Source organism: Bacillus sp. A01H (assembly GCF_045277205.1).
Classification (GTDB): Bacteria; Bacillota; Bacilli; order Bacillales; family Bacillaceae_G; genus Bacillus_A; species Bacillus_A paranthracis.
In genome coordinates this window covers 3,224,404-3,245,330 of sequence record NZ_CP117702.1, presented here as the reverse complement: position 1 = coordinate 3,245,330, position 20,927 = coordinate 3,224,404, and the positions used below count along the sequence as shown (strand labels likewise).

At 34.4% G+C, this 20,927-nt stretch carries 24 protein-coding genes, 1 riboswitch and 1 other annotated feature; of the genes, 17 read left to right on the top strand and 7 right to left on the bottom strand.

Features of this window, described 5'->3' with window-relative positions; translation table 11 throughout:
* Positions 1-14 precede the first annotated feature (14 nt).
* A complete protein-coding gene (locus tag PSR14_RS17115; protein ID WP_073541231.1) occupies positions 15-770 on the top strand; it encodes a bifunctional 2-polyprenyl-6-hydroxyphenol methylase/3-demethylubiquinol 3-O-methyltransferase UbiG in 756 nt (251 codons plus the stop codon).
* 55 nt (positions 771-825) lie between these two features.
* Here PSR14_RS17115 and PSR14_RS17110 read toward each other — a convergent pair whose 3' ends face one another.
* Positions 826-969: a hypothetical protein gene (locus tag PSR14_RS17110; RefSeq protein WP_000945244.1), complete on the bottom strand. Its 144-nt coding sequence runs from the start codon at positions 967-969 to the stop codon at positions 826-828.
* 97 nt (positions 970-1,066) lie between these two features.
* A riboswitch (cyclic di-AMP (ydaO/yuaA leader) is annotated at positions 1,067-1,208 on the bottom strand.
* 42 nt (positions 1,209-1,250) lie between these two features.
* The gene (locus tag PSR14_RS17105; protein ID WP_073541230.1) at positions 1,251-1,709 is read right to left on the bottom strand and encodes a GNAT family N-acetyltransferase; all 459 of its coding nucleotides are present in this window, start codon (positions 1,707-1,709) and stop codon (positions 1,251-1,253) included.
* Positions 1,710-1,845: 136 nt separating this feature from the next.
* Here PSR14_RS17105 and PSR14_RS17100 point away from each other — a divergent pair, with 136 nt between their 5' ends.
* On the top strand, positions 1,846-2,094 hold the full coding sequence (locus tag PSR14_RS17100) for a GlsB/YeaQ/YmgE family stress response membrane protein (RefSeq protein ID WP_000539725.1): 249 nt from the start codon (positions 1,846-1,848) through the stop codon (positions 2,092-2,094).
* Between the two features lie 63 nt (positions 2,095-2,157).
* On the top strand, positions 2,158-3,279 hold the full coding sequence (locus PSR14_RS17095) for an AI-2E family transporter (RefSeq protein WP_001992620.1): 1,122 nt from the start codon (positions 2,158-2,160) through the stop codon (positions 3,277-3,279).
* Between the two features lie 29 nt (positions 3,280-3,308).
* Here the strand turns inward: PSR14_RS17095 and PSR14_RS17090 are convergent, their stop codons facing one another.
* Complete coding sequence (locus PSR14_RS17090) at positions 3,309-4,466, bottom strand: 1-deoxy-D-xylulose-5-phosphate reductoisomerase (RefSeq protein WP_000241812.1); 1,158 nt, start codon at positions 4,464-4,466, stop codon at positions 3,309-3,311.
* Positions 4,467-4,603: 137 nt separating this feature from the next.
* Positions 4,604-4,809 (top strand) — a binding site (T-box leader).
* A 5-nt stretch (positions 4,810-4,814) separates the two neighbouring features.
* Here PSR14_RS17090 and PSR14_RS17085 point away from each other — a divergent pair.
* The 5 genes from PSR14_RS17085 to PSR14_RS17065 all read left to right on the top strand — a co-directional run bounded on the left by PSR14_RS17085 (position 4,815) and on the right by PSR14_RS17065 (position 10,142).
* A complete protein-coding gene (locus PSR14_RS17085) occupies positions 4,815-5,852 on the top strand; it encodes a tryptophan--tRNA ligase (RefSeq protein WP_113732980.1) in 1,038 nt (345 codons plus the stop codon).
* Between the two features lie 210 nt (positions 5,853-6,062).
* Positions 6,063-6,626 carry a maltose acetyltransferase domain-containing protein gene (locus PSR14_RS17080; protein ID WP_000845609.1) on the top strand — a complete coding sequence of 188 codons (564 nt, stop codon included), beginning with the start codon at positions 6,063-6,065 and terminating at the stop codon, positions 6,624-6,626.
* Between the two features lie 336 nt (positions 6,627-6,962).
* Entirely contained in the window at positions 6,963-7,991 is a 1,029-nt protein-coding gene (locus tag PSR14_RS17075; protein WP_130777041.1) for an ROK family protein, read from the top strand.
* A gap of 61 nt (positions 7,992-8,052) precedes the next feature.
* On the top strand, positions 8,053-8,433 hold the full coding sequence (locus tag PSR14_RS17070) for a VOC family protein (protein ID WP_074532901.1): 381 nt from the start codon (positions 8,053-8,055) through the stop codon (positions 8,431-8,433).
* Positions 8,434-9,041: 608 nt separating this feature from the next.
* Complete coding sequence (locus tag PSR14_RS17065; protein ID WP_000920606.1) at positions 9,042-10,142, top strand: low temperature requirement protein A; 1,101 nt, start codon at positions 9,042-9,044, stop codon at positions 10,140-10,142.
* Between the two features lie 96 nt (positions 10,143-10,238).
* Here PSR14_RS17065 and PSR14_RS17060 read toward each other — a convergent pair whose 3' ends face one another.
* Entirely contained in the window at positions 10,239-10,700 is a 462-nt protein-coding gene (locus PSR14_RS17060) for an NUDIX hydrolase (RefSeq protein WP_073541227.1), read from the bottom strand.
* A gap of 17 nt (positions 10,701-10,717) precedes the next feature.
* On the bottom strand, positions 10,718-11,557 hold the full coding sequence (locus PSR14_RS17055; RefSeq protein ID WP_000355462.1) for a DUF2785 domain-containing protein: 840 nt from the start codon (positions 11,555-11,557) through the stop codon (positions 10,718-10,720).
* 123 nt (positions 11,558-11,680) lie between these two features.
* On the opposite strand from PSR14_RS17055, the gene PSR14_RS17050 reads away from it, so the two are divergent.
* The 5 genes from PSR14_RS17050 (at position 11,681) to PSR14_RS17030 (ending at position 16,529) form a co-directional block, all read left to right on the top strand.
* Positions 11,681-12,403: an acetyltransferase gene (locus tag PSR14_RS17050; RefSeq protein ID WP_000207380.1), complete on the top strand. Its 723-nt coding sequence runs from the start codon at positions 11,681-11,683 to the stop codon at positions 12,401-12,403.
* 179 nt (positions 12,404-12,582) lie between these two features.
* Entirely contained in the window at positions 12,583-13,605 is a 1,023-nt protein-coding gene (locus PSR14_RS17045; protein WP_061131005.1) for a tyrosine-protein phosphatase, read from the top strand.
* An 89-nt stretch (positions 13,606-13,694) separates the two neighbouring features.
* Positions 13,695-14,639: a phosphotransferase family protein gene (locus PSR14_RS17040; RefSeq protein ID WP_033670767.1), complete on the top strand. Its 945-nt coding sequence runs from the start codon at positions 13,695-13,697 to the stop codon at positions 14,637-14,639.
* Between the two features lie 44 nt (positions 14,640-14,683).
* Positions 14,684-15,394, top strand: coding sequence for a YjjG family noncanonical pyrimidine nucleotidase (locus tag PSR14_RS17035; RefSeq protein ID WP_000875919.1), 711 nt, complete (start codon positions 14,684-14,686; stop codon positions 15,392-15,394).
* 172 nt (positions 15,395-15,566) lie between these two features.
* Positions 15,567-16,529, top strand: coding sequence for a hypothetical protein (locus tag PSR14_RS17030; protein WP_000955097.1), 963 nt, complete (start codon positions 15,567-15,569; stop codon positions 16,527-16,529).
* A 54-nt stretch (positions 16,530-16,583) separates the two neighbouring features.
* Here the strand turns inward: PSR14_RS17030 and PSR14_RS17025 are convergent, their stop codons facing one another.
* Both PSR14_RS17025 and PSR14_RS17020 read right to left on the bottom strand, forming a co-directional pair.
* The gene (locus PSR14_RS17025; protein ID WP_000896292.1) at positions 16,584-16,787 is read right to left on the bottom strand and encodes a helix-turn-helix transcriptional regulator; all 204 of its coding nucleotides are present in this window, start codon (positions 16,785-16,787) and stop codon (positions 16,584-16,586) included.
* Positions 16,775-17,134: a DUF3796 domain-containing protein gene (locus PSR14_RS17020; protein ID WP_000859221.1), complete on the bottom strand. Its 360-nt coding sequence runs from the start codon at positions 17,132-17,134 to the stop codon at positions 16,775-16,777. Before PSR14_RS17020 ends, PSR14_RS17025 begins: the two co-directional genes overlap by 13 nt.
* 179 nt (positions 17,135-17,313) lie before the next feature.
* Between PSR14_RS17020 and PSR14_RS17015 the strand changes: the two genes are divergently transcribed.
* The 4 genes from PSR14_RS17015 (at position 17,314) to PSR14_RS17000 (ending at position 20,786) form a co-directional block, all read left to right on the top strand.
* Positions 17,314-17,508 (top strand): hypothetical protein, encoded by a 195-nt coding sequence (locus PSR14_RS17015; protein ID WP_000935861.1) that lies wholly within the window; start codon positions 17,314-17,316, stop codon positions 17,506-17,508.
* A gap of 86 nt (positions 17,509-17,594) precedes the next feature.
* On the top strand, positions 17,595-18,320 hold the full coding sequence (locus tag PSR14_RS17010) for an ABC transporter ATP-binding protein (protein ID WP_000570055.1): 726 nt from the start codon (positions 17,595-17,597) through the stop codon (positions 18,318-18,320).
* A complete protein-coding gene (locus PSR14_RS17005) occupies positions 18,313-19,971 on the top strand; it encodes a putative ABC transporter permease subunit (RefSeq protein ID WP_000036874.1) in 1,659 nt (552 codons plus the stop codon). The genes PSR14_RS17010 and PSR14_RS17005 overlap by 8 nt, the downstream gene beginning before the upstream one ends.
* 56 nt (positions 19,972-20,027) lie before the next feature.
* A complete protein-coding gene (locus PSR14_RS17000; protein ID WP_000716986.1) occupies positions 20,028-20,786 on the top strand; it encodes an SDR family oxidoreductase in 759 nt (252 codons plus the stop codon).
* Positions 20,787-20,927: the final 141 nt, after the last annotated feature.

Sequence of the window (20,927 nt, the reverse complement as noted above, 5' to 3'; positions counted from 1 at the left end):
GGAGAATGTAGCATATGAAAGGTACACAAATGATAGCATTAAATAAAAAGTGTTGGGATACAGTTGCACCTTATTTCTTTCAAGTGGATTGTTTACCGAAATATGGCCCATATACAGCGTCTGAAGATGAAATTCATTTGTTTGATTCAATTAAAAGTAAAAAGGTTCTTGATATTGGATGTGGAAGTGGGCATTCGTTGCAATATATGGCGGAACATGGCGCAGAAGAATTGTGGGGACTTGATCTTTCGAGCACACAAATTGAAACGGCACATAAAACGTTACAGTCGTGGAATCCGAAGTTAATATGTGGAGCAATGGAAGAGGAAGTGGATATTCCGAAAGGGTATTTTGATATTGTATATTCCATTTATGCATTAGGTTGGACTTCAGATTTAAGAAAAACGTTGGAACTAATATATTCATATGTAAAGCCAGGAGGAAGCTTTATTTTTAGCTGGGAGCATCCCGTATATTCAAACTTAATGTATGGAACAGAGGAGATTGCTTTCAGCTCGTCTTATCATGAAGAAACTCCTATTACGTTTGAAACATTTAAGGGGGAGGATGTACAAGCGACATTATATAAGAGAAAAATAAGTACGTACATAAATGAGTTAAATAGAGCAGGATTTACAATTGAGAGAATAGAAGAGCCTGAACCATCGAGCTTGTTTGATGAAGAACTAGCTGAGCCGTCTACGAAATATTATTCTTTATATAAAGCTAGAATGGTGCCGACTACTTTTATTATTAAGGCAAGAAAATGAAAAATACAGCGTACACTGAAAAAAGCGTACGCTGTATTTTATTAAAGGTTAGTACTTATCTCTTCGGTTGAAAAATATGTTGAAAGAAGTATTTGTGATGTAAGTTATCTACAATTTTATTTGCTTGATATGTGCGATGTTGCTCGAGTCGAAGTCTTTGCTCCATCATTTTGATTGCGTGATCAGATAAACGTAACATAGTGCATTTCTCCTTTTCTATAAATATAGGTGACTATTTGTTATCGATCCCATATTTATAACTAAGGAGGCAAAATGTGTAACATAGGCAAAAAGCACCTTCCTCTCCCATTACGCTTACGAGGTTAGCTGTCGGACTCGGGAAGTGAGAGTTCCCTACTTAAAAAAGATTCGCCCCAAGTAGCATAGCTACAAAAGTGGTTCCCCCGCTCCAAAATTTGGACTCAGCAAAAGGTTTTATAGAGTAAAAGATAACATAAATAATCAGTTCAGTCAAACTATTTATTGTTTTCTGTCTTTTTTTAACGAGGTTAAAATCACACCATCAGGCAATACGATATTTTGTACTTCGATAAAGCCATGTTTTTTATATAAAGACAAAGCAGGTGTATTTTCTTTCCCTGTTTGTACAATATATGTTTTCGAAGAGGAGAACATGTCAAATATATATAGTAATAGCTTCGTCGCAATTCCTTTATGGAAATGATCAGGGGATACTACTAAACGATGAATATCCACTTCTTCTTCATCTATTTTAAAAGAAATAAAACCAGCAAGTGTATCTTCATAAAAATAGCCGTAGAAAATTTCATCACATGATTGAATATCGGCTACAGTATCATAAAGGCGAGGGATAGCTGTACTATTTATATATTTTGCCTCGATTTCATAAGCGGGTATTTGAATGTTTAAAATAGAAGTAGCGGTTCTGTGAGAAGTTGTTACTAATTTTTGAATCATAGGGTAAAACCTCCTTTTAGACTTTCTTTTCATAGATTTGACAACATTTTTCTTTTTTGGATATAATAATTATAATAGTTACATAATCATTTAGTATGAAAAAGAATTACACTATAATAGAAATGGAGGACTAAAGATGGGATGGATTATCACATTAATAGTTGGGGCTATTATAGGTGCAATTGCTAGTTCTATAACGGGTAAAAATTTCCCAGGTGGTATGTTCGGTAATATAATTGCAGGTTTATTAGGTGCTTCGTTAGGTGGTAAGTTATTTGGGTCCTTTGGGCCATCATTTGGTGGGATTCATGTCGTGCCAGCATTATTAGGAGCAATCGTGTTAATTTTTATTGTATCATTTGTAGTGAAAGCTGCAAAGAAATAGATATATAGATTATGATGAAAAGCCCTGAATAAGGGCTTTTCATCATTCGAAGAGGTGGTTTCGTTGGAGAAAATAAATATAAGAAAAAGAGATAAGCTGAAAAAGTTTTTTAGAGAACACAATTATCTAGCAGTGTTACTTGGGTTTGCACTATTGTTCATTAATATTTTATTACTAACAAAAATATCATTTGTTTTTACACCATTTATCGTCTTTTTAAAAACAATTTTCTTCCCGGTATTATTAGCGGGCGTACTATTTTACATTTTGCATCCATTCGTTTCGCTTTTAGAAAAGAAAGGTGTTTCAAGAATCGTATCAATAGCCTCGATATACTTAATCGTAATTGGATTATTTGTGTTTTTAGTTTTAACGGTTATTCCAATTATTAAAGATCAAATTGATGCATTAATAGATAACTTACCGTATTTCGGTCATGAAATTGAACGAGCAGCACGTAGATTTGGGGAAAGTAATTTACTAGGAAAAATTCAGGAGAATTTAAATATTGATGTAGCGAGTATGGTAAAGGACTATACAGTTGATTTTACGAAATCTTTATCATCAGTAACAGGAAATGTAACTGGATTTTTAAGTACTATTACAGAGGTCGTTTTAACGTTTGTAATGGTTCCGTTTATATTGTTCTATCTTTTAAAAGATGGTGAGCAATTACCAAATCACTTTTTAAAGTTTATTTCAGAACAAAGACGACCAGCAGCGATGAGAATACTAGACGATATGCATTATGCGATTAGCTCGTATATTAGAGGACAAATTATTGTTAGCTTATTTATCGGTATTATGCTATTAATTGGTTACCTTATTATCGGTATTAAATATGCGGTACTACTCGCTATTTTAGCGATGATTGTAAATATCGTTCCGTACGTAGGCCCAATCATTGCAATTACACCAGCTTTAATTATCGCATTTATTGACTCGCCAGCAATGGTTTTAAAGGTAATTATCGTAATGATGGTCGTACAATTAGCAGAAGGTAAGTTTATTTCTCCGCAAGTCATGGGAAAAAAGCTAGATATTCATCCGATTACTATCATCTTCATTATTTTAACTGCCGGAAACTTATTTGGAATTATGGGGATTATTTTAGCAATTCCAGGGTATGCGATATTAAAGGTGTTAGTAACGCATGGTTATCGATTTGTTAAGTTGAATACGTAGGAAAAAGAGCTAAAACAGTATTATCTGTTTTAGCTCTTTTTTATTAACAATTGATGTGCATATTGGCGTGCCCATTGATCCGCTTCTAATATAGCATCTAGTGAAGGATTTTTTACGTTATGATGGGCTTCAACTGTTTTGTAAATTGTTTTTTCAATATCGAAAAAGGCAATTTCATTTTTTAAGAATAGTGCATTCGCAATTTCATTTGCTGCGTTTAATACAGCAGGAGTAGTACCACCAATTTTGCCACATTCATATGCGTATTGTAGACAAGGAAACTTCTCTAAATCTGGTTTTTCAAAATGTAAACTACCGATTTCTAATAAATTTAATTTTTCATAGGAAGAAGGTAGCCGAGTAGGGTAGTGAAACGCATATTGAATCGGCATCCTCATATCAGGAGCACCGAGCTGCGCTATAACTGATCCATCAATAAACTCTACTAAAGAATGAATAATACTTTCTTTATGAATCATTACATCAATTTTTTCATAAGGAATATCAAATAGCCATCTTGCTTCCATTACTTCGAATCCTTTATTCATTAATGTGGCAGAATCAATCGTTAATTTTGCCCCCATTAACCAGTTTGGGTGCTTTAAAGCATCTTTTGCTTGTAGAGTGTTCATTTCTTCACGTGTTTTATCACGGAATGCACCGCCAGAAGCTGTAACGATTAATTTGTCAATTTCTTTATTATTTTCTCCGTTTAAACATTGGAAAATAGCTGAATGTTCGCTATCGACTGGAATTAAACGACATCCGTTTTGTTTGGCCAGTTCAGTTACAATATGACCAGCTGCAACTAACGTTTCTTTATTAGCGATGGCAATATCTTTCTTCGCTTTTAATGCTTCAATTGTTGGGAGTAATCCTGAAACACCAACGACGGAACTTAATACAAGATTTGAATCAGGGTGAGTAGCTACCGCAATTAAGCCATCTGTTCCGTATGTAATTTTTACGTTGGTTGAAATACGCGTACGAAGCGTGTCTGCTAATTCTTTTGTCGCGACGCTTACAATGCGAGGTTGAAACGTTTTGATTTGTTGCTCAAGAAGCTCGATATTATAATTTGCGGTTAAACCGACGATTTTAAAATGTTCGGGATGAGCTGAAACGACATCTAATGCAGACGTGCCGATAGATCCTGTTGAACCTAAAATGGATATATATTTTACCATGAAAAAACCTCCAAAGTTGTTTCGAGTATTTCTGCAAACCTATATAATATTAGACAATTGAAGTGGAAATTCCTGCTAAATAAAATAGAAAATTTTGGTTTGTTTAGAAGTGAAATGTGATAAACTGTAAAAAATAACGAAAAGCGATGAAAGAGAAGAGTACATATTCGAAACTTTTCAGAGAGCTGATATGTGGTGGAAATCAGTAAGGGATGAATATGGAATGGGCTCTGGAGCTTCTAACTGAAATGAGTAGGTAAAGACGGTTGCTTCACGTTAAGAAGTTGAAGTGAGCTAACAATAGCTAATTAAGGTGGTACCGCGGGAGTCTCTCGTCCTTTTTTAAGGATGAGGGGCTCTTTTTGTTTTGAGAAAGGAGGAGTTAGGATGAGTGAGAAAATAATGTTAACAGGAATTAAGCCGACAGGTTATCCGCATTTAGGAAATTATATTGGTGCAATTAAACCTGCGTTGCAAATGTCAAAGAAGAATGAAGGGAAAGCATTGTATTTTATAGCAGATTATCACGCGTTAAATGCTGTGCATGATCCGAGCCAGTTTAGTAGTTATACGAAAGAGGTAGCAGCTACTTGGTTATCGCTTGGACTTGGAGAAGATGTTATTTTTTATAGGCAAACAGAAGTGCCGGAGATTCTAGAATTAGCTTGGATATTAGCTTGCCTAACTCCGAAAGGGCTTATGAACCGTGCTCATGCGTATAAAGCGAAAGTAGAGCAAAATAAAGAAGCGGGTTTAGAGGTCGATGCAGGAGTGAATATGGGATTATATACGTATCCAATCTTAATGGCAGCTGACATATTGCTATTCCAGGCTACGCATGTACCCGTTGGAAAAGATCAAATTCAGCATATCGAAATTGCGCGTGATATCGCGACGTATTTTAATCATACATTCGGCATGACATTTACGCTTCCGGAGTATGTCATACAAGAAGAGGGTGCAATATTACCAGGGCTTGATGGAAGAAAGATGAGTAAAAGTTACGGGAATGTGATCCCGTTATTCGCGGAGCAAGAAAAACTACGAAAGTTAATATTTAAAATCAAAACAGATTCTTCACTTCCAAATGAACCGAAAGAACTAGAAACGTTATTTACAATTTATAAAGAATTTGCAACGGAAGATGAAATGCAGTCAATGCGTGAAAAATATGAAACTGGCATTGGATGGGGCGATGTGAAAAAAGAGTTGTTTCGCGTTGTAGAACGTGAATTAGCTGGGCCACGTGAGAAATATGCTATGTATATGAATGAACCGAATTTATTATATGAAGCGTTGGAAAAAGGTGCTGAGCGGGCGCGGACTATTGCGAAGGTAAATTTAACAGAAATTAAGAAACGGATTGGATTTGAGAGGGAGCACTGAGCGTTCCCTCTTTTTTCCCTATAACTTATTCGTCATATCGATGAGTAAAGCAAGGAGTTCGCATATTCTTTTGAAACTTATTAGTTGCATATATTAAAAAGTATGCTACTATAGGGTTGCTTATTAAACATGTTTAATAAGTATAATGAAAGTCACTTAATAAAGATGTTTAATAAGTAGGGTTCATTTGATTACAAAGGAGATGATTGTATGAAAACAGAAAAAGAAAAGATGTTAGCGGGAGAAATGTATATTGCGGATGACGAAGAATTAGTAGCTGATAGGGTGGAGGCAAAACGTTTAACACGTCTTTATAACGAGGCAATGGAGACAGGAGATGAGAGGCGTTTTACATTATTAAATCAGCTTTTAGGTTCTTCAGCTGACGGGGCATCACATATTAAACCTACTTTTCGTTGTGATTATGGTTACAATATCCATATTGGAAAGAATTTTTTCTCCAATTTCAATTGTGTGATTTTAGACGTTTGTGAAGTGCGAATTGGGGATAATTGTATGTTTGCACCTGGTGTTCACATTTATACTGCTACTCATCCTTTACACCCGGTAGAGCGGAATTCTGGTAAAGAATATGGAAAGCCTGTAAAGATTGGTAACAATGTTTGGGTAGGCGGGGGAGCTATTATTAACCCTGGTATTTCAATTGGAGATAACGCTGTAATTGCTTCAGGGGCAGTTGTGACAAAAGATGTACCCAATAATGTAGTAGTTGGTGGTAACCCAGCTAAAGTTATTAAAACGATAGACTTATAGAAATCGTTTTTTATGAGTGCATGAATAAACGGATGTTGTATCGTATAGAAAATGTGAAAGGTGTTTCATATAAAGAAAAATAGTGCGGAAAATCGTACGAAGACATTACTTACTTCTTGAAACGCTCTTTTTCTTATTTGTTTTGCTGGTTTTCTCGTTTGCTGTAATTTTCTCTCATAGGTTATACACAATTTTTAAGTATAATAGGGGAAGCATTCGGAATACTGCTAGTAGAAATATATCATCTTTATTGCTTTAGAAAATGATGTATGATATATTGTCAACGCAACTTATTAAAAGTGTTTAATAAGTATGTTGATTAAGGTGGTGAGCGATTTGAGTGAACAATTTGTTACTCAAAAATCGATTAAAGAGACAATCCTTCGCGGCATTCGTAAAGTTCTTTTAGAGCGAGGTAGTGCAACGAAAGTTGAGCTTAGTAATACATTAGAAATTAGTTTTCCAACGATAAGTAAATTTATAGAAAAAATGAAACAAGACGGTGAAGTCACTTTAGCTGGTTTAGATGATTCAAGTGGTGGAAGAAGAGCGAAACGATATGAATATAATCCAGAATATATGTTAGGTTTAGCGATATTTTTAGAAAAAAATGAAACAAACTATACAATTTTCAACTGTTTAGGGGAAGTAAAAGAACAGGGGAGTACTTCAAGTATGTTAATTGATACGGGCGTAAATGTATTATCTAAACATATTGAAAGGCTTATCGCTACATTCCCGAAAATAAGCTCTATATCAATTGGTGTGCCTGGTTCGGTTGATAATGGTCGTATTTTTTATATTCCTGGATATGAAAAGTTCCAAAATTTTAATTTGAAAAGTCATTTGGAGGAACAGTTTTCTATACCAGTAGTAATAGAAAATGATATGAATGCTGCTGTGCTTGGTTATTATAAAAACACTGGAAACTATGATAATTCCTCTCTTGTATATTTGTATTCCGGTCAAAATGGTCCAGGTGCAGGTATTATGGTAAATGGAGATGTCGTACGCGGAAGCACATTTTTCTCAGGAGAGATATCTTTCGTCCCGCAGTATAATAATAAAAATTTCTTGCAAGCTTTGAGAAGTGAAGATTCGAATAATCCAGAGGAATATAATATAGATGCTATTACTCGTTTAATAGCTACATGTATAGCTATTATTAACCCGCATGCCTTTATCTTCTGTGATGATGAAGTGAATCAATTTGTTATAGAGCAAATTGTAAAAAGTTGTCCGCAGTATATTCCGGCGGAACATATTCCGAAAATAACAGTGAGCAATTGGAAAGAAGATTATTTATATGGATTAAAAAGTCTAGGACTTGATCTTATGATTACGAGAACAAATAAAGAAAATTAAATGTGCTGGCAATGAAGCATCCAATTGCCAGTTGAATAACATAAAAGAAAAGGTGTCAATTATGAAAATTGAACATGTAGCAATTTGGGTGAATGATTTAGAAGGAATGCGTGATTTCTATAAACAGTACTTCGGTGGCGAAGAAAATAGCTTATATCATAATCCGAAAAAGCAATTTAAATCTTATTTTATAACTTTTGAAGGTGGTGCGCGTCTAGAACTTATGAAGCAGGTAGGTATAGATGATAATACACAAACACAGACGATAGGATATGCACATATTGCTTTTTCTGTAGGTAGTAAAGAAAAGGTGAACGAATTAACGAATACATTAAGAGAAGCAGGGTACCCTGTGTTAAACGGCCCACGAACTACAGGGGATGGTTACTATGAAAGTGTAGTAAGTGATCCTGAAGGAAATCAGATTGAGATAACGATCTAACATTTTATTTGCTAAAAACGAATAAACCTACAAAACTTTGTTGTTCCCCAAAACGCTTATAAGAAATCTATTATTTCTTCAGAAAGGGGACATAACACATGCATATTAACTTAAGATTTTAAAGTAGCCTCTAAACGAAAATTTTTCTTTTTTAAATTGATTAATACATGACACCAACTGAAGCATCTTTTTATTGGAGGATTCCTCGTGAAAAATTGAAGAATAAATATAGCTCTTCTTTCAGGCTTTAAAGTTTATATTTCAAAAAGCTACTCTGCGGTCTATGACAGCAACCCTATTACTACCCCTTAAATGAGAATATACATACTCTGTATTTTTTTATTATGGTATAATTTAATTACAATAGTAATTTCATTTTTTGAAGCTTGTACAGTTGTTTTGTTATGACAATCAATATAAAACACGACATCATTCATGAGAATCCGAGTTTTTTATTATGATGAGCTTTCCATCACACTTGTCTTATTCATTATAGAATTCACACTCAACAGTATAATGCGATTTATTTTTCGGAATATTAACAAAGTATCATAAGTTTATACAAACTGCGTCTGGTTTGAAATTATCTATTATCATACTTTAAAGGGGTGTTAAAAACGGAAGAAAAGAAGGTTACGTGGTTAGAATTATTTTATGACTTACTATTTGTTGCGGCAGTGGCAACTGCCACTGAGGTGTTACATCATACAGAAAAAGGGTATATTCATCCGGAATATATACTGAAGTTTATTCTAATATTTATCCCAATATGGTGGGCTTGGACCGGACAAACAATGTTTATTAATCGATTTGGACAAGATTTTTTACATCAACGTATTTTTATGATTCTTCAAATGGTATTTGTCCTTATTATGATATCCAGCTTATCAGTTAATTTTGATCAATACTATCACTCTTTTCTAATTGGCTATATTGGACTAAGGGTACTAACTGCAATCCAATATCTTGTTGTTGTGAAGTTAGAAAAAGGGTATGAAAAAAAAGTTGCTTGGTATTTAGGAACACATTTTTGGATTGGGATTACCATCTCATTTACGTCTATCTTTTTTGAATCATGGATTCGATATGTTGTGTTATACGCAGGAATTCTTTTTGATATTATTGTGCCATTTTGGGGACGAAAATATTTAGTGAAAGCCCCGATCAATACAGCTCATTTATTAGAACGCTTTGCTTTATTGACATTAATTCTTTTTGGGGAATCTGTCGTCAGTACTCTTGCTGTATTACAGCCACAAAAAGGAGATTGGCATTCGATCTTATTTTCAATCGTTTCATTTATTCTCATTATTTCCATGTGGTGGCAATATTTTGATAACGTAGAAAAAAAAGTAGATAAATCTATCAAAACGGCTGGTCAATCTATTATCTATGGTCATCTATTTATTTTAATGTCTTTGAGTATGATTGCTGTATCTATCAAACTACTATTTTTAAACGAGGTCCATTATTCATTTATTTTATATTTGGTATTCGGTTCTGTATTACTCTACTTCTTTGCAACTTCAATTGTTTTTCATCAGTACAGGTATAAACAAAACCGTTTAACATTTTATCATTTATGGTTATTTTTAGGTATATTAGCAATGTTTTTTATTTTTAATTTGATAGTACCCACTCCTAGTATTGTAATAATAGGAGAATTAACCTTATTTTTTATTATTTATGCTAAAGTAACAACTACTTAAATATAGGAACTAATAATGAATCCTCTTATTACTTTCTTGGGAAAGCAGAGGTTTTCAAAGAAAAAGAAGCTATTTCATCACGAAATAGCTTCTTTTTTATTTCACGTATAAATTGGATTGTTGAAACTCCTTAATAATCCTCTCAATAATAGGAGGAAGATTACTCGGTAACTCATCCAGTGAAAAGAAGCGTAGTTCTTTCGATTCCGTATGGTCGCATACAAGCTCACCGTGAAATTCGCGGCAAATATAAACAACGAGTACACCGTGTACTTGATCGCCGTTTGGATAGATTTGAAAGTAATCTGGTCCAGAGTATGTACGGAATAGTTCTGGATTTTTAATAATCAGTCCAGTTTCTTCATATACTTCTCGCTTTAAAGCGTCTTCTAATGTTTCGTTATATTCTAAAGCGCCGCCAATAATGCCCCAGCGGTTAAAGTCTGTGCGGAGCTGCAGTAATACTTCACCTTTTTCATTTACTATAATGGCGTGCGAACCTATTAAAATAAGTGGATGATTTCCTACTAAATTTCTCATGTCTTCAATATAACCCATATTTTGACTCCTTGTTTTTAATAGTAATTAGGAAGTTCTTTTAACATTCTTTCTGTTTTACGTGCTGTAAAGGCTAAGTTATGATCATCTTTCGTTCTGAAAAATAATGTGCGTAAAAAGGTTTTAATGTTGGCACATAAAATACAATACTCATTAAGTGAAAGGCGTTTTCTAATTTGAGGAAGCCTTTTTATTTTTTTATGAATAATAGAAATTAACTCGTCTTGCGGAAAGTCATGATACAACATCGCTAGTAAAGGAGTAACGATGCGTTCATCTTCGTTATTATGAAAAAGGTCAGATGGAATGAAGATTTTATTTAATAAACAATGAATTAACTCTTCGTACCATTCAAAAGTTGTATACGTATTATGAACAATTTCCGTAAAGGCATCAGATACGTGAGCAAGACAATGAGCCCATCCTTTATTTTCAATATAGCCTCGGAAATCTGTTTCTAAGTTTGTGTATGTAATGAGTTTGTTTTTTATTTCTTCAATATCCTCCTCCGTACAAAAGTAGTGCGAATTAGCGAATTGGAGTATTAACGCAATTAACGAAACAGTGTAAGAACGTGTGAAAACCCCATCTGAATGCGGGGAGTATATGTCACAATATAAATATTCATCACTTAAACAAGTTTGCAACAGTAATTTCAGTTGATCATCCATAAGGAATTCATGATGAATAAAATGCACAAAACATTTATAGATAAGTTGATAACGAACGTAACTATCAGTCGTTCCGATATACTGAAGCATATGGAGCGTTAATTCATTTATATCTATATATCGCAGTTGCGTATAGTCATTTTGTTGTATAAGCTCTAACTGTTGTTGCAGCGCTGTAATATCCAATGGAGAACCTCCTCCGCACTTTAAAGATGCGATGTTTTCTAGTATTCTATATATTCAAGGACAATCCTGCTCATGCAAGGAGAACAAGTAGAAATTCAAGTATGACATAGATGAGGGAAGAATATGACGACGATAGAACAGTTAGAAAAACATTTTAAAATAAGAAGAAATGCTTCTTCTATCATGATAAAAGAAAATAATGCAGAGATTTTTACAGAAGAGCAATTAAAGGGAATCATGCAATATTGTGTTGCTGAGGCTGAAAAAGAGGGAATTGAAAACTTACTTTTTGAAGTTTCTTCAAAAAGCCCAAATTATGATGTGTATAAGAAATGTTTCGAAGCGTATTCTTTTGAATATGTTACTGAAAACATCATTGTATGTAAGGATATATATGAAGTGGAAGATGTAGAAAGTGAAATTGATTTTAAGTTGATTGAAGAAGTAGGAGAAGATGCTTTTTATTCACTTTGGAACGAGATGACGGAAGAACAAGTCACTTATGATCAATTTGTAAATATGATGCTACAAGAAATTGGAGAGCAATGGAAAGAACATTGTTTAACTGCGAGTATTAATGAAGAGCAGATCGGAATTGTAATCCCATATATTGAAAAGGGGACGTTAGAAGAAGGAAAACTTATGTATTTCGCAGTCGCTCCAAATATGCGAAATAAAGGATACGAAGCAGCATTCTTTACAGGAGCGATGTTTGTATTAAAAGAAATAGGAGCATCTTATTATATCGGTGAGACAAATGTACAAAATGAGTGGATGAAGGATATTTTTGAAAATAACGGATGTCAGCTGCTTAGTTCTACTGAGCGGTATGTGTGGAAGTTTTAGGAGGATGAACGATGTACTCTCTTGAACTCATTTCGAGGGAATCCATGTACAACTTATGAACAAGTAAAAGAACTTTTTGCCTGTTTGTAAGATAAAAAGAAAAATGAGAACGACAAATTAGATATTCCTATAATAAAATAGAGTAAGATTTGATTATAAGAGAAAGCGTTGGTGAAAGAATGGGGCAGCAAAGACATTGGTTACAAGCAACTGTAGAAAGAAATGAAGATAATACGTTACAAATAAAGTGGGAAAATAATATAGAGGAAGTTCGCATTTACTGGAGTACTTCGCCAGATCATATTGAAGAAAATGGAGAATTACTTGCAACGGTAAATGGAGAATCATCATATACAATTGAAAACCTGAGCGAAAATGAGCGTCCATATTTTAGACTAGTAGGTAGTAATGGACAAGCAGTAACAGTAGCTGAGCGTAGACTGCCATTACAAGGCGCGTTTAACTTCCGTGATATGGGAGGATATGAAACGACAGAAGGCCGTAAAGTAAAATGGGGTAAATTATACCGTTCTGAAGAATTAGCAGGATTAACAGAGTGGGATATTGCGTATTTACAAAAGTCTGGCTTAAAGTTAATTTGCGATTACCGTACAGACTTTGAAGTGAAGCATAAGCCAAACCCTGAGATTACAGGAGCTCGTCAAGTGTGTTTACCAGTTATGCAAGACTTAGCAAAAGACTTGAACATAAATGAGTTTTTCCAAGTTGGTGACCTTTCTATGTTAGGCAAACCAGGCGAATACCTTGTGAAAATGAATCAAGATTTCGTAAGTGGTAACGAGGCGTTCGTAAGCTTCTTAAACTTAGCGCAAAACCCGGAAAACTTACCGTTAGTAAACCATTGTACAGCTGGGAAAGACCGTACTGGATTTGGATCAGCATTATTATTACTTTTACTAGGTGTACCAGAGAAAACAGTAATGGAAGATTATTTACTAAGTAACGGTTTCCGTGAAAAGTTAAACGAGAAAATGATGGCCTTTTTAGGTGCAAAACTACAAAACGATGAGAGTAGAGCGATATTAGGTGCGATGTTCGAAGCACGTGCTGAGTATTTACAAGCTGCGATTGATGAAGTGAAAAAGCAATATGGTTCAGTTGAAGCGTATGCTGAAAAAGCACTTGGCTTTACGAAAGAGTCGTTAGAACAAATGAAAGTTTTATTGTTAGAAGATAAATAAAGCGGAGGGAGGCTGATTGGATTAGCCTCCTTTTCTTATTGTTGTTATAATTTTGCTAATGAGAATGTTGTGCAACGAAGAGAGAATGAATGAAAAGAACTTACGAATCGGGGGATAAAATGATTCATACACGTGGAAAAGCAGAGGGGTTAAGAGAAAAGCTAGCAACAATACTAAGTCAAGATTATAAGGAATTAGCTGTTCAGGATTTAAAGGTGATTGGAACGGGAGTGCAAAATATTGTTTTTCGAGGAGATTCAGAAAAGGGGTCTTTGGCATTTCGAGTGCCGTGGGAAAGAGAAGTAGAAAATATAAATGAAGATTTATTTAATAGTCGGATTTCATTGAAAAAGGAAGCAGAGCTTTCTAAGTATTGTCATTCAAAAGGTATTTCGGTGCCAAAGATACACGGATTGCATCTTTCTGTCGAACTTGATTTTTTAATTTCGGATTGTGTGTATACTGATCATATGCCAATTTCTGCGCACAAAATAGGAGAGTTAGTGAGCAAGCTTCATAGCATGCCAATTGATGGTTTGCATTACGAGAAAAATATTAAAGAGCCGATTAGTAAGTATATAGCAGAAAGAATTGTGAAACGGATAGAAGGGTTTAATACAATTACGAACTGTGGAATTAAACTTCCAGATACAAAAACAATTGAACATATTCTTAGTACAGCAGATCATGTAAAATGCTTATTACATATGGACATTCGACCAGCCAATTTAATCGGGTATAATGGAGAAGTTAAAGCAATAGTTGATTGGGATAACGCTTTAATTGGTCATCCATTGCTGGAGTTAATGAGAATAGCTGAAACTAATGAGATTAGTTGGGATGAATTTAAAGATGGATATAAGAATGATAGTATCTTTAATGTTACCCCTCATATCGTTAGTTTATTTTATAGACTAGATACAGCTGTCATGCTAGCAAACTTATTTATAGCACATTTGAAAATAAAAGATAAAGGTGTATTCTATAAAGAGCGGGTTAAAGCGCTTCATCAAGAAATATATAAAAACTTATAAGCAATGAGAACGAAGCTTTTAAAATAGGAACTAAGGAGAACATCATGAAATACAAAGTTATATTATTCGACGTAGATGATACATTATTAGATTTCCCTGAAACGGAAAGACACGCATTACATAATGCGTTTGTACAGTTTGGTATGCCTACAGGGTATACTGATTATCTTGCAAGTTATAAAGAGATTAGTAATGGGTTATGGAGAGATTTAGAAAATAAAATGATTACGTTAAGTGAATTAGCGGTAGATCGATTTAGACAATTATTTGCACTTCATAATATAGAAGTAGATGCACAGCAATTTAGTGATGTATATCTTGAAAACTTAGGGAAAGAAGTACATCTTATAGAAGGTGCAGTGCAATTATGTGAGAATCTACAAGATTGCAAGCTAGGCATCATTACGAATGGATATACGAAGGTGCAACAATCTAGAATCGGAAATTCGCCTTTATGTAATTTCTTTGATCATATTATTATTTCAGAAGAGGTTGGTCATCAAAAACCAGCACGTGAGATTTTTGATTATGCATTTGAAAAGTTTGGGATTACGGATAAATCAAGTGTACTAATGGTTGGAGATTCGCTCACTTCTGATATGAAAGGCGGAGAAGATTACGGCATTGATACGTGTTGGTATAATCCGAGTTTGAAAGAGAATAAGGCAAGTGTTAAGCCGACTTATGAAGTGAAGAGTCTGCTGCAAATTTTAGAACTTGTAGAAGTGGCGGAAGAAAAGGTAGTTTCATTTTAATCGTGTCGATATTTGTTGATAAGTCGATATTCTTTGTCGAATCGTCGATATATCGAAAAAATCGTTGATATATTTTAAGTTACGGTAGATATATTGGCAAAATCGTCGATATAATTTGAGTTGCGTTCATTTTATAGGTACGATCGGTGTAATAACTAGAGGTGAGTGAAAGATGTTAACATTTTTATTTGAGTTAGACAAGAATATCCCACAGAAAGATGAACGGCGGTATGATGCTTATTCAAAGGGCTTTATCGAAGGGGATGTAACGATTCGCGTGAGTGACAGCGTGCTTTTTCAAAAGTCATGCATGAAGGTCGCAGAGCTTGGCATTTATTTAGGGCAGTGGATGGAGCAAGTGCAGCACGGGCAGAATGTACATATGAATTATGAAACGCCTGACCGTGATGAGACAATTCTTAGTTTCTTCTATGAAGAGGACAATCAATGGAGAGTTTCTTCCAGTTGGCAACAATTTGAGGTTCAGGAATGTATTTCTACTACAGCATTAGTGGAGAGTGTTCAGCGTTATTTATATGAGTTAAATAAAGAACTGCGCGCGTTAGAATATCCTGTGACGTTTGATCAGTACTTAAGAGGAGAGCGGGTGATGCAGCTTTCTTACAAACGACTGTGTGATAGTAAAGCGGATACGGTGCCTATTGAGGTTTACAATGAAAGCGACAGAGTAGGCACAGTACGGGGATATTATAAAAATACGTTGATGAGAGTGCTAGATTTCATTCCGAAAGTCGGTAGTAATATTATTTATGAAATAAAGGATAGTAAGGACAATATTCGCGTCATTGCAAAGGATGTAAGTAGGCAGCGTCAAAGAAGAATTTTAGTAACATATAAAGATAATCATGATGCAGAGCATGAAATACTTGTATGTGACGGAAAGTTATTGGATGCAAATTTCTTATTTACCTTTACATATAAGAGAGAAGAATTTGTTGTTCATAAAACTACTTTTGGGATGGGAAAATTATTACGAAAAGGCTATGTAATTGCAGATTGGAATATTCGTCTTGAGGAAGATATGTATCACATCGAGATGAATGTATACGATGAAGATTATATAGAAGACCAATATTTACTGTTGGGCGTATTTCATGCGGTTTTGTATGGGTGATCGTTGTATAAATGAAAAATACCGGTATTCTTTGTGAAAAGAATGCCGGTATTTTTATTTATCCTCAAAAATAAAAACTTCATCAATCGTACTATGAAGTGCCCTCGCAATATCGTGAGCAAGCTGCAAGGAAGGATTATATTTTCCTTTTTCGAGATGGTTAATTGTTTCACGACGTACACCAACTTGTTTCGCTAAATCTTCTTGCGTCATATTCAATTTGGCGCGGTATTCTTTTATTTTCGTTACGAACGCCATGGTGCATCTTCCATTTCGTCAACAGGTTTATCGTAAAAGAACATAGAAAAACCAAACGTAAGAATGAGTGTGCCGAAAATAAGAGCGATATCAATCTCTTGTAGCACCGGGTTTGGAAATAACATTTCAATGAACATAATGATAGCGGTAGTTAGTAACGTAACGATAAAGGCATTGCGGCACGATTTATTGACGATTTGTTCAAACAGTTCATCGTGTTGAACCGTTCTATATGAGGTGAAAAAGGAGAAGAAACAAAACATAGTAAACAATCCTTTTTCATAAAAAAAGCCAAGAAAACCGAAGAAACCGAGAAATCCTAAATATTTTATCCAAGTTGTTTTTATGATAGTTCCTCCTTATCATGTTAGAAATAAATCACTTTATGTTATAAATATATCACATATGGATAGGAATGGTAATAATAGTTTTTTAGTTTGCTTCATAATAATAGTAAAAAGAGGAAATATACTGCGAAATAAAGAGGATAATATTGTAAAATGGTTGTAAGGAGGGGGAGGAAGGTATGCTAAATTGGATCATGATCGTTGTATTACTTGTAGTCATTACTGTAGTCGCGACGGTGTTAATTGGGCGAAAGGGTGATGCAAATTATAGTAAAGCGACAAAGGGGAATATTAGAAGGCTTACGATGATTTATATTATACTAGCTGTCGTTTTAATCGTTGGGTTAGGTCTGTATATTTATTTTAAAGGTTAAAAACTGAAAAATACAAAAATATAAAAATATAAGTATGCTATAATGTTAATATAGTTATTTGGTAATTAAGGAAAGGATTGGATGGAATGATTGAAATTATGAATGTGTCAAAAAGTTATAATGGTTCTACCTATGCAGTAAAAGATTTAAGTTTATCTGTGCCTAGCGGAGAAATCTTTGGATTTTTAGGGCCAAATGGTGCCGGTAAATCAACGACAATTAAGATGATTACTGGTATCCATGGGGTGGACAAAGGGACGATTACGATTAACGGTATAGATATTATGAAAAATCCGATGGAAGCGAAAAAGACGTTTGGTTATGTCCCAGATAGTCCAGATATGTTTTTACGATTAAAGGGAATTGAATATTTAAACTTTATGGCAGATATGTATGAAGTGCCGAAAGAAGTACGCCAAGAACGAATTGAGTCCTTAGCGAAGAAATTTGATCTTTATAATGCTTTATCAGATCAAATTCAAAGTTACTCGCACGGTATGAGACAAAAGATTGTTATTATTGGTGTGCTCGTGCATGAGCCAGATGTATGGATTTTAGATGAACCGTTAACGGGGCTTGATCCGAAATCTGCATATATTTTAAAAGAAATGATGAGAGAACATGCGGATAAAGGAAAGATTGTATTCTTCTCTACACACGTATTAGAAGTGGCAGAAAAATTATGTGACCGCGTCGCGATTATTAATAAGGGAAACCTTCAGTTCAAAGGGAATTTAGATGAAATGAGAGATCATTTTAAATCCAATGAATCACTTGAAAAAATGTTCTTGGAGATGACGGGCAATGAGTAAAATTTGGACGTTAACGAAAGTATTATTGAAATTAAATTATGCAGATTTTATAACAGATAAGAAGAAGCGATGGGCGTATGTATTTTCATTTGCAGCTATTTTATTTGTCGGCTTTTTACTGTTTGGTTCTATCACGCATGCAATGTATGAGGGAATGATACATTTAGGGCAAGATCCAGGAATGATTATCGCAATGGGACTTGCGATTGCGAGTATATGGGTATTTTTAATGAGTATTACGAACATTTTAACTGTATTTTACTACAGCAATGACATTGAAATGTTATTACCATTACCATTAAAACCAGCGCAAATTATTTCAGCCAAATTTTTAACGGTATTAATTACACAATACGTAATGAGTTCATTTATTTTATTACCAATCTTTATTACGTACGGTTTAAAAAGTGGCGCGTTTATTACATATTACATATATATGATTTTTATTTACTTACTCTTCCCAATTGTGCCGTTAGTACTAGCTTCGTTACTGATGACAGTTATTATGAGGTATACAAATATAGCGAAAAATAAAGACCGAGGAAATATATTTATTGGAATCGTAAGTATACTATTTATTGTAGGAATTAACGTATTTTTGCAGTGGAAAAATAAAAGTTCGTTTTCTGAAGATGCAATTGCGGATTACCTTGCAAACAACCAGTCTTCTCTTTTAGTACAAATGACAAACTATTTTCCAACTACATATTTTGGAGCAGTAGCATTAGTAGAAAATGCAAATTGGAAGGGTCCTTTATACGTAATAATCTTTGCAGTTATTTCATTTGTATTTTTTGTGTTGTTTTATTACATTGCAGAGCGTACATATTTAAAAGGGGTTATTGGACTTTCAACGAGTACAGCAAAAAAAGAAGTCATTTCAGCAGAAGGCTTACAGAAATCTACGGTACAAAGTTCACATTTGAAAGCATATGTGAAAAAAGAATTTAAAACGTTATTCCGTACACCACAATTCTTCTTAAATTGTATCGTACAAACTTTCGTTATGCCGATTATGTTATTCTTCATTTTATTCGTGCAAGATGGGAATTTAAAATGGATCACGGGATATATTGATAATCCAAAATCAGCAGGACTTGCAATTGGTGTTGGCCTTTGTGCCTCTCTATTTTTAATGGGAAGTAACGTCATCGCAACAACTTCATTCTCACGTGATGGAAGCTCTTGGTTTGTGAATCGTTATTTACCAGTAAAAGCTTCGGATATCTTTTTTGCGAAAGCGATCACTGCTTGGTTAATTAATGTAATTATTTTAGCAGTGTTCGGTATTACGATGGCAGTTGTAGCGGGAATTTCTCCAGTATTTATGGTTCTTTGGTTCTTATTAAGTGCGAACGGTTTATTGTTAATTAATTTAATCGGCACACGCTGGGATGCACAAACTGCAGATATACATTGGGATACAGAGCAGAAATTATTTAAGAGTCGCTATACAACTTTGTGGAATTTTTTAGCTAATATTTTAATAGCTTTAGTTATTGTAGCGGGAGTAAGTCTATTATACTTCTTCCTTCAAGTGGGACTGTGGGTTATGTTTATCGTTTTATTTGTAATGTTTACGATTGTAAATTATATCTTTATTAAAATTTTAAAATTAGGTGCAGAACGTATATTGTCAAATATTGAATAAAAAGATAGATCCTCTGTATTCGTGCAGAGGATTTATCCATAGGTGGAGGAGAAAAGGTGAAGAAAATAGCAATTGTAACAGGGGCCACTCGTCTGAATGGAATTGGTGCAGTTGTATGCAAGGTGCTTGCTCAAAAAGGAATAGACATTTTTTTCACGTACTGGTCTCAGTATGATAAAGCGATGCCGTGGGGAATGCATGACAAAGAGCCCTTTTTGTTGAAAGAGGAGATTGAAAGTTACGGTGTTCGATGTGAAATGGCAGAAATCAACTTATCGCAGTCGTATTCGCCCAATCGTTTGTTTTATATGGTATCAGAACGGTTAGGTGATCCATCTATTTTAATTAATAATGCAGCGTATGCTACTCATACGAGAATTGAGGAATTAAATGTAGAACAGTTAGATAAACATTATACGGTTAATGTTCGGGCTACTATGTTATTAAGTTCATTATTTATAAAACAGTATGCAAGCAAGGCGAGTGGAAGTATTATTAACCTTACTTCAGGACAGTCACTAGGGCCGATGCCTGATGAATTAGCATACGCAGCAACGAAAGGAGCAATTGAAGCATTTACAAAATCAGTAGCACCAGTTGCGATGGAGAAGGGGATTACAGTAAATGCTGTTGATCCAGGACCGACGAATACAGGATGGATTACAGAGGAGCTGAAGCATCATTTAGTATGGAAGTTCCCGCAAGGTAAAGTAGGAGAGCCGGTGGATGCTGCGCGCTTAATATCTTTTTTAGTAAGTGAAGAAGCGAAATGGATTACTGGGCAAGTTATTCATTCGAATGGTGGTTACTCATAAATATATTATGTTAACAATTGTTGAGAAACAAAAAAACGAAAGAAAATTTTATTTTTTTGTATAAATAAAATGTCAAGAAAGATAAAAATTTGATAGAAGAGTATATCGTCATATGAAGATCGTAATTCTTCATGTGACAAT

Bases quoted from the DNA above. Each gene is read 5' to 3' on its own strand.
- PSR14_RS17115 (WP_073541231.1), top strand. From the start codon at position 15: ATGAAAGGTACACAAATGATAGCATTAAATAAAAAGTGTTGGGATACA.
- PSR14_RS17110 (WP_000945244.1), bottom strand. From the start codon at position 969: ATGTTACGTTTATCTGATCACGCAATCAAAATGATGGAGCAAAGACTT.
- PSR14_RS17105 (WP_073541230.1), bottom strand. From the start codon at position 1,709: ATGATTCAAAAATTAGTAACAACTTCTCACAGAACCGCTACTTCTATT.
- PSR14_RS17100 (WP_000539725.1), top strand. From the start codon at position 1,846: ATGGGATGGATTATCACATTAATAGTTGGGGCTATTATAGGTGCAATT.
- PSR14_RS17090 (WP_000241812.1), bottom strand. From the start codon at position 4,466: ATGGTAAAATATATATCCATTTTAGGTTCAACAGGATCTATCGGCACG.
- PSR14_RS17085 (WP_113732980.1), top strand. From the start codon at position 4,815: ATGAGGGGCTCTTTTTGTTTTGAGAAAGGAGGAGTTAGGATGAGTGAG.
- PSR14_RS17080 (WP_000845609.1), top strand. From the start codon at position 6,063: ATGAAAACAGAAAAAGAAAAGATGTTAGCGGGAGAAATGTATATTGCG.
- PSR14_RS17070 (WP_074532901.1), top strand. From the start codon at position 8,053: ATGAAAATTGAACATGTAGCAATTTGGGTGAATGATTTAGAAGGAATG.
- PSR14_RS17060 (WP_073541227.1), bottom strand. From the start codon at position 10,700: ATGGGTTATATTGAAGACATGAGAAATTTAGTAGGAAATCATCCACTT.
- PSR14_RS17050 (WP_000207380.1), top strand. From the start codon at position 11,681: ATGACGACGATAGAACAGTTAGAAAAACATTTTAAAATAAGAAGAAAT.
- PSR14_RS17045 (WP_061131005.1), top strand. From the start codon at position 12,583: ATGGGGCAGCAAAGACATTGGTTACAAGCAACTGTAGAAAGAAATGAA.
- PSR14_RS17040 (WP_033670767.1), top strand. From the start codon at position 13,695: ATGAAAAGAACTTACGAATCGGGGGATAAAATGATTCATACACGTGGA.
- PSR14_RS17035 (WP_000875919.1), top strand. From the start codon at position 14,684: ATGAAATACAAAGTTATATTATTCGACGTAGATGATACATTATTAGAT.
- PSR14_RS17030 (WP_000955097.1), top strand. From the start codon at position 15,567: ATGTTAACATTTTTATTTGAGTTAGACAAGAATATCCCACAGAAAGAT.
- PSR14_RS17025 (WP_000896292.1), bottom strand. From the start codon at position 16,787: ATGGCGTTCGTAACGAAAATAAAAGAATACCGCGCCAAATTGAATATG.
- PSR14_RS17015 (WP_000935861.1), top strand. From the start codon at position 17,314: ATGCTAAATTGGATCATGATCGTTGTATTACTTGTAGTCATTACTGTA.
- PSR14_RS17010 (WP_000570055.1), top strand. From the start codon at position 17,595: ATGATTGAAATTATGAATGTGTCAAAAAGTTATAATGGTTCTACCTAT.
- PSR14_RS17005 (WP_000036874.1), top strand. From the start codon at position 18,313: ATGAGTAAAATTTGGACGTTAACGAAAGTATTATTGAAATTAAATTAT.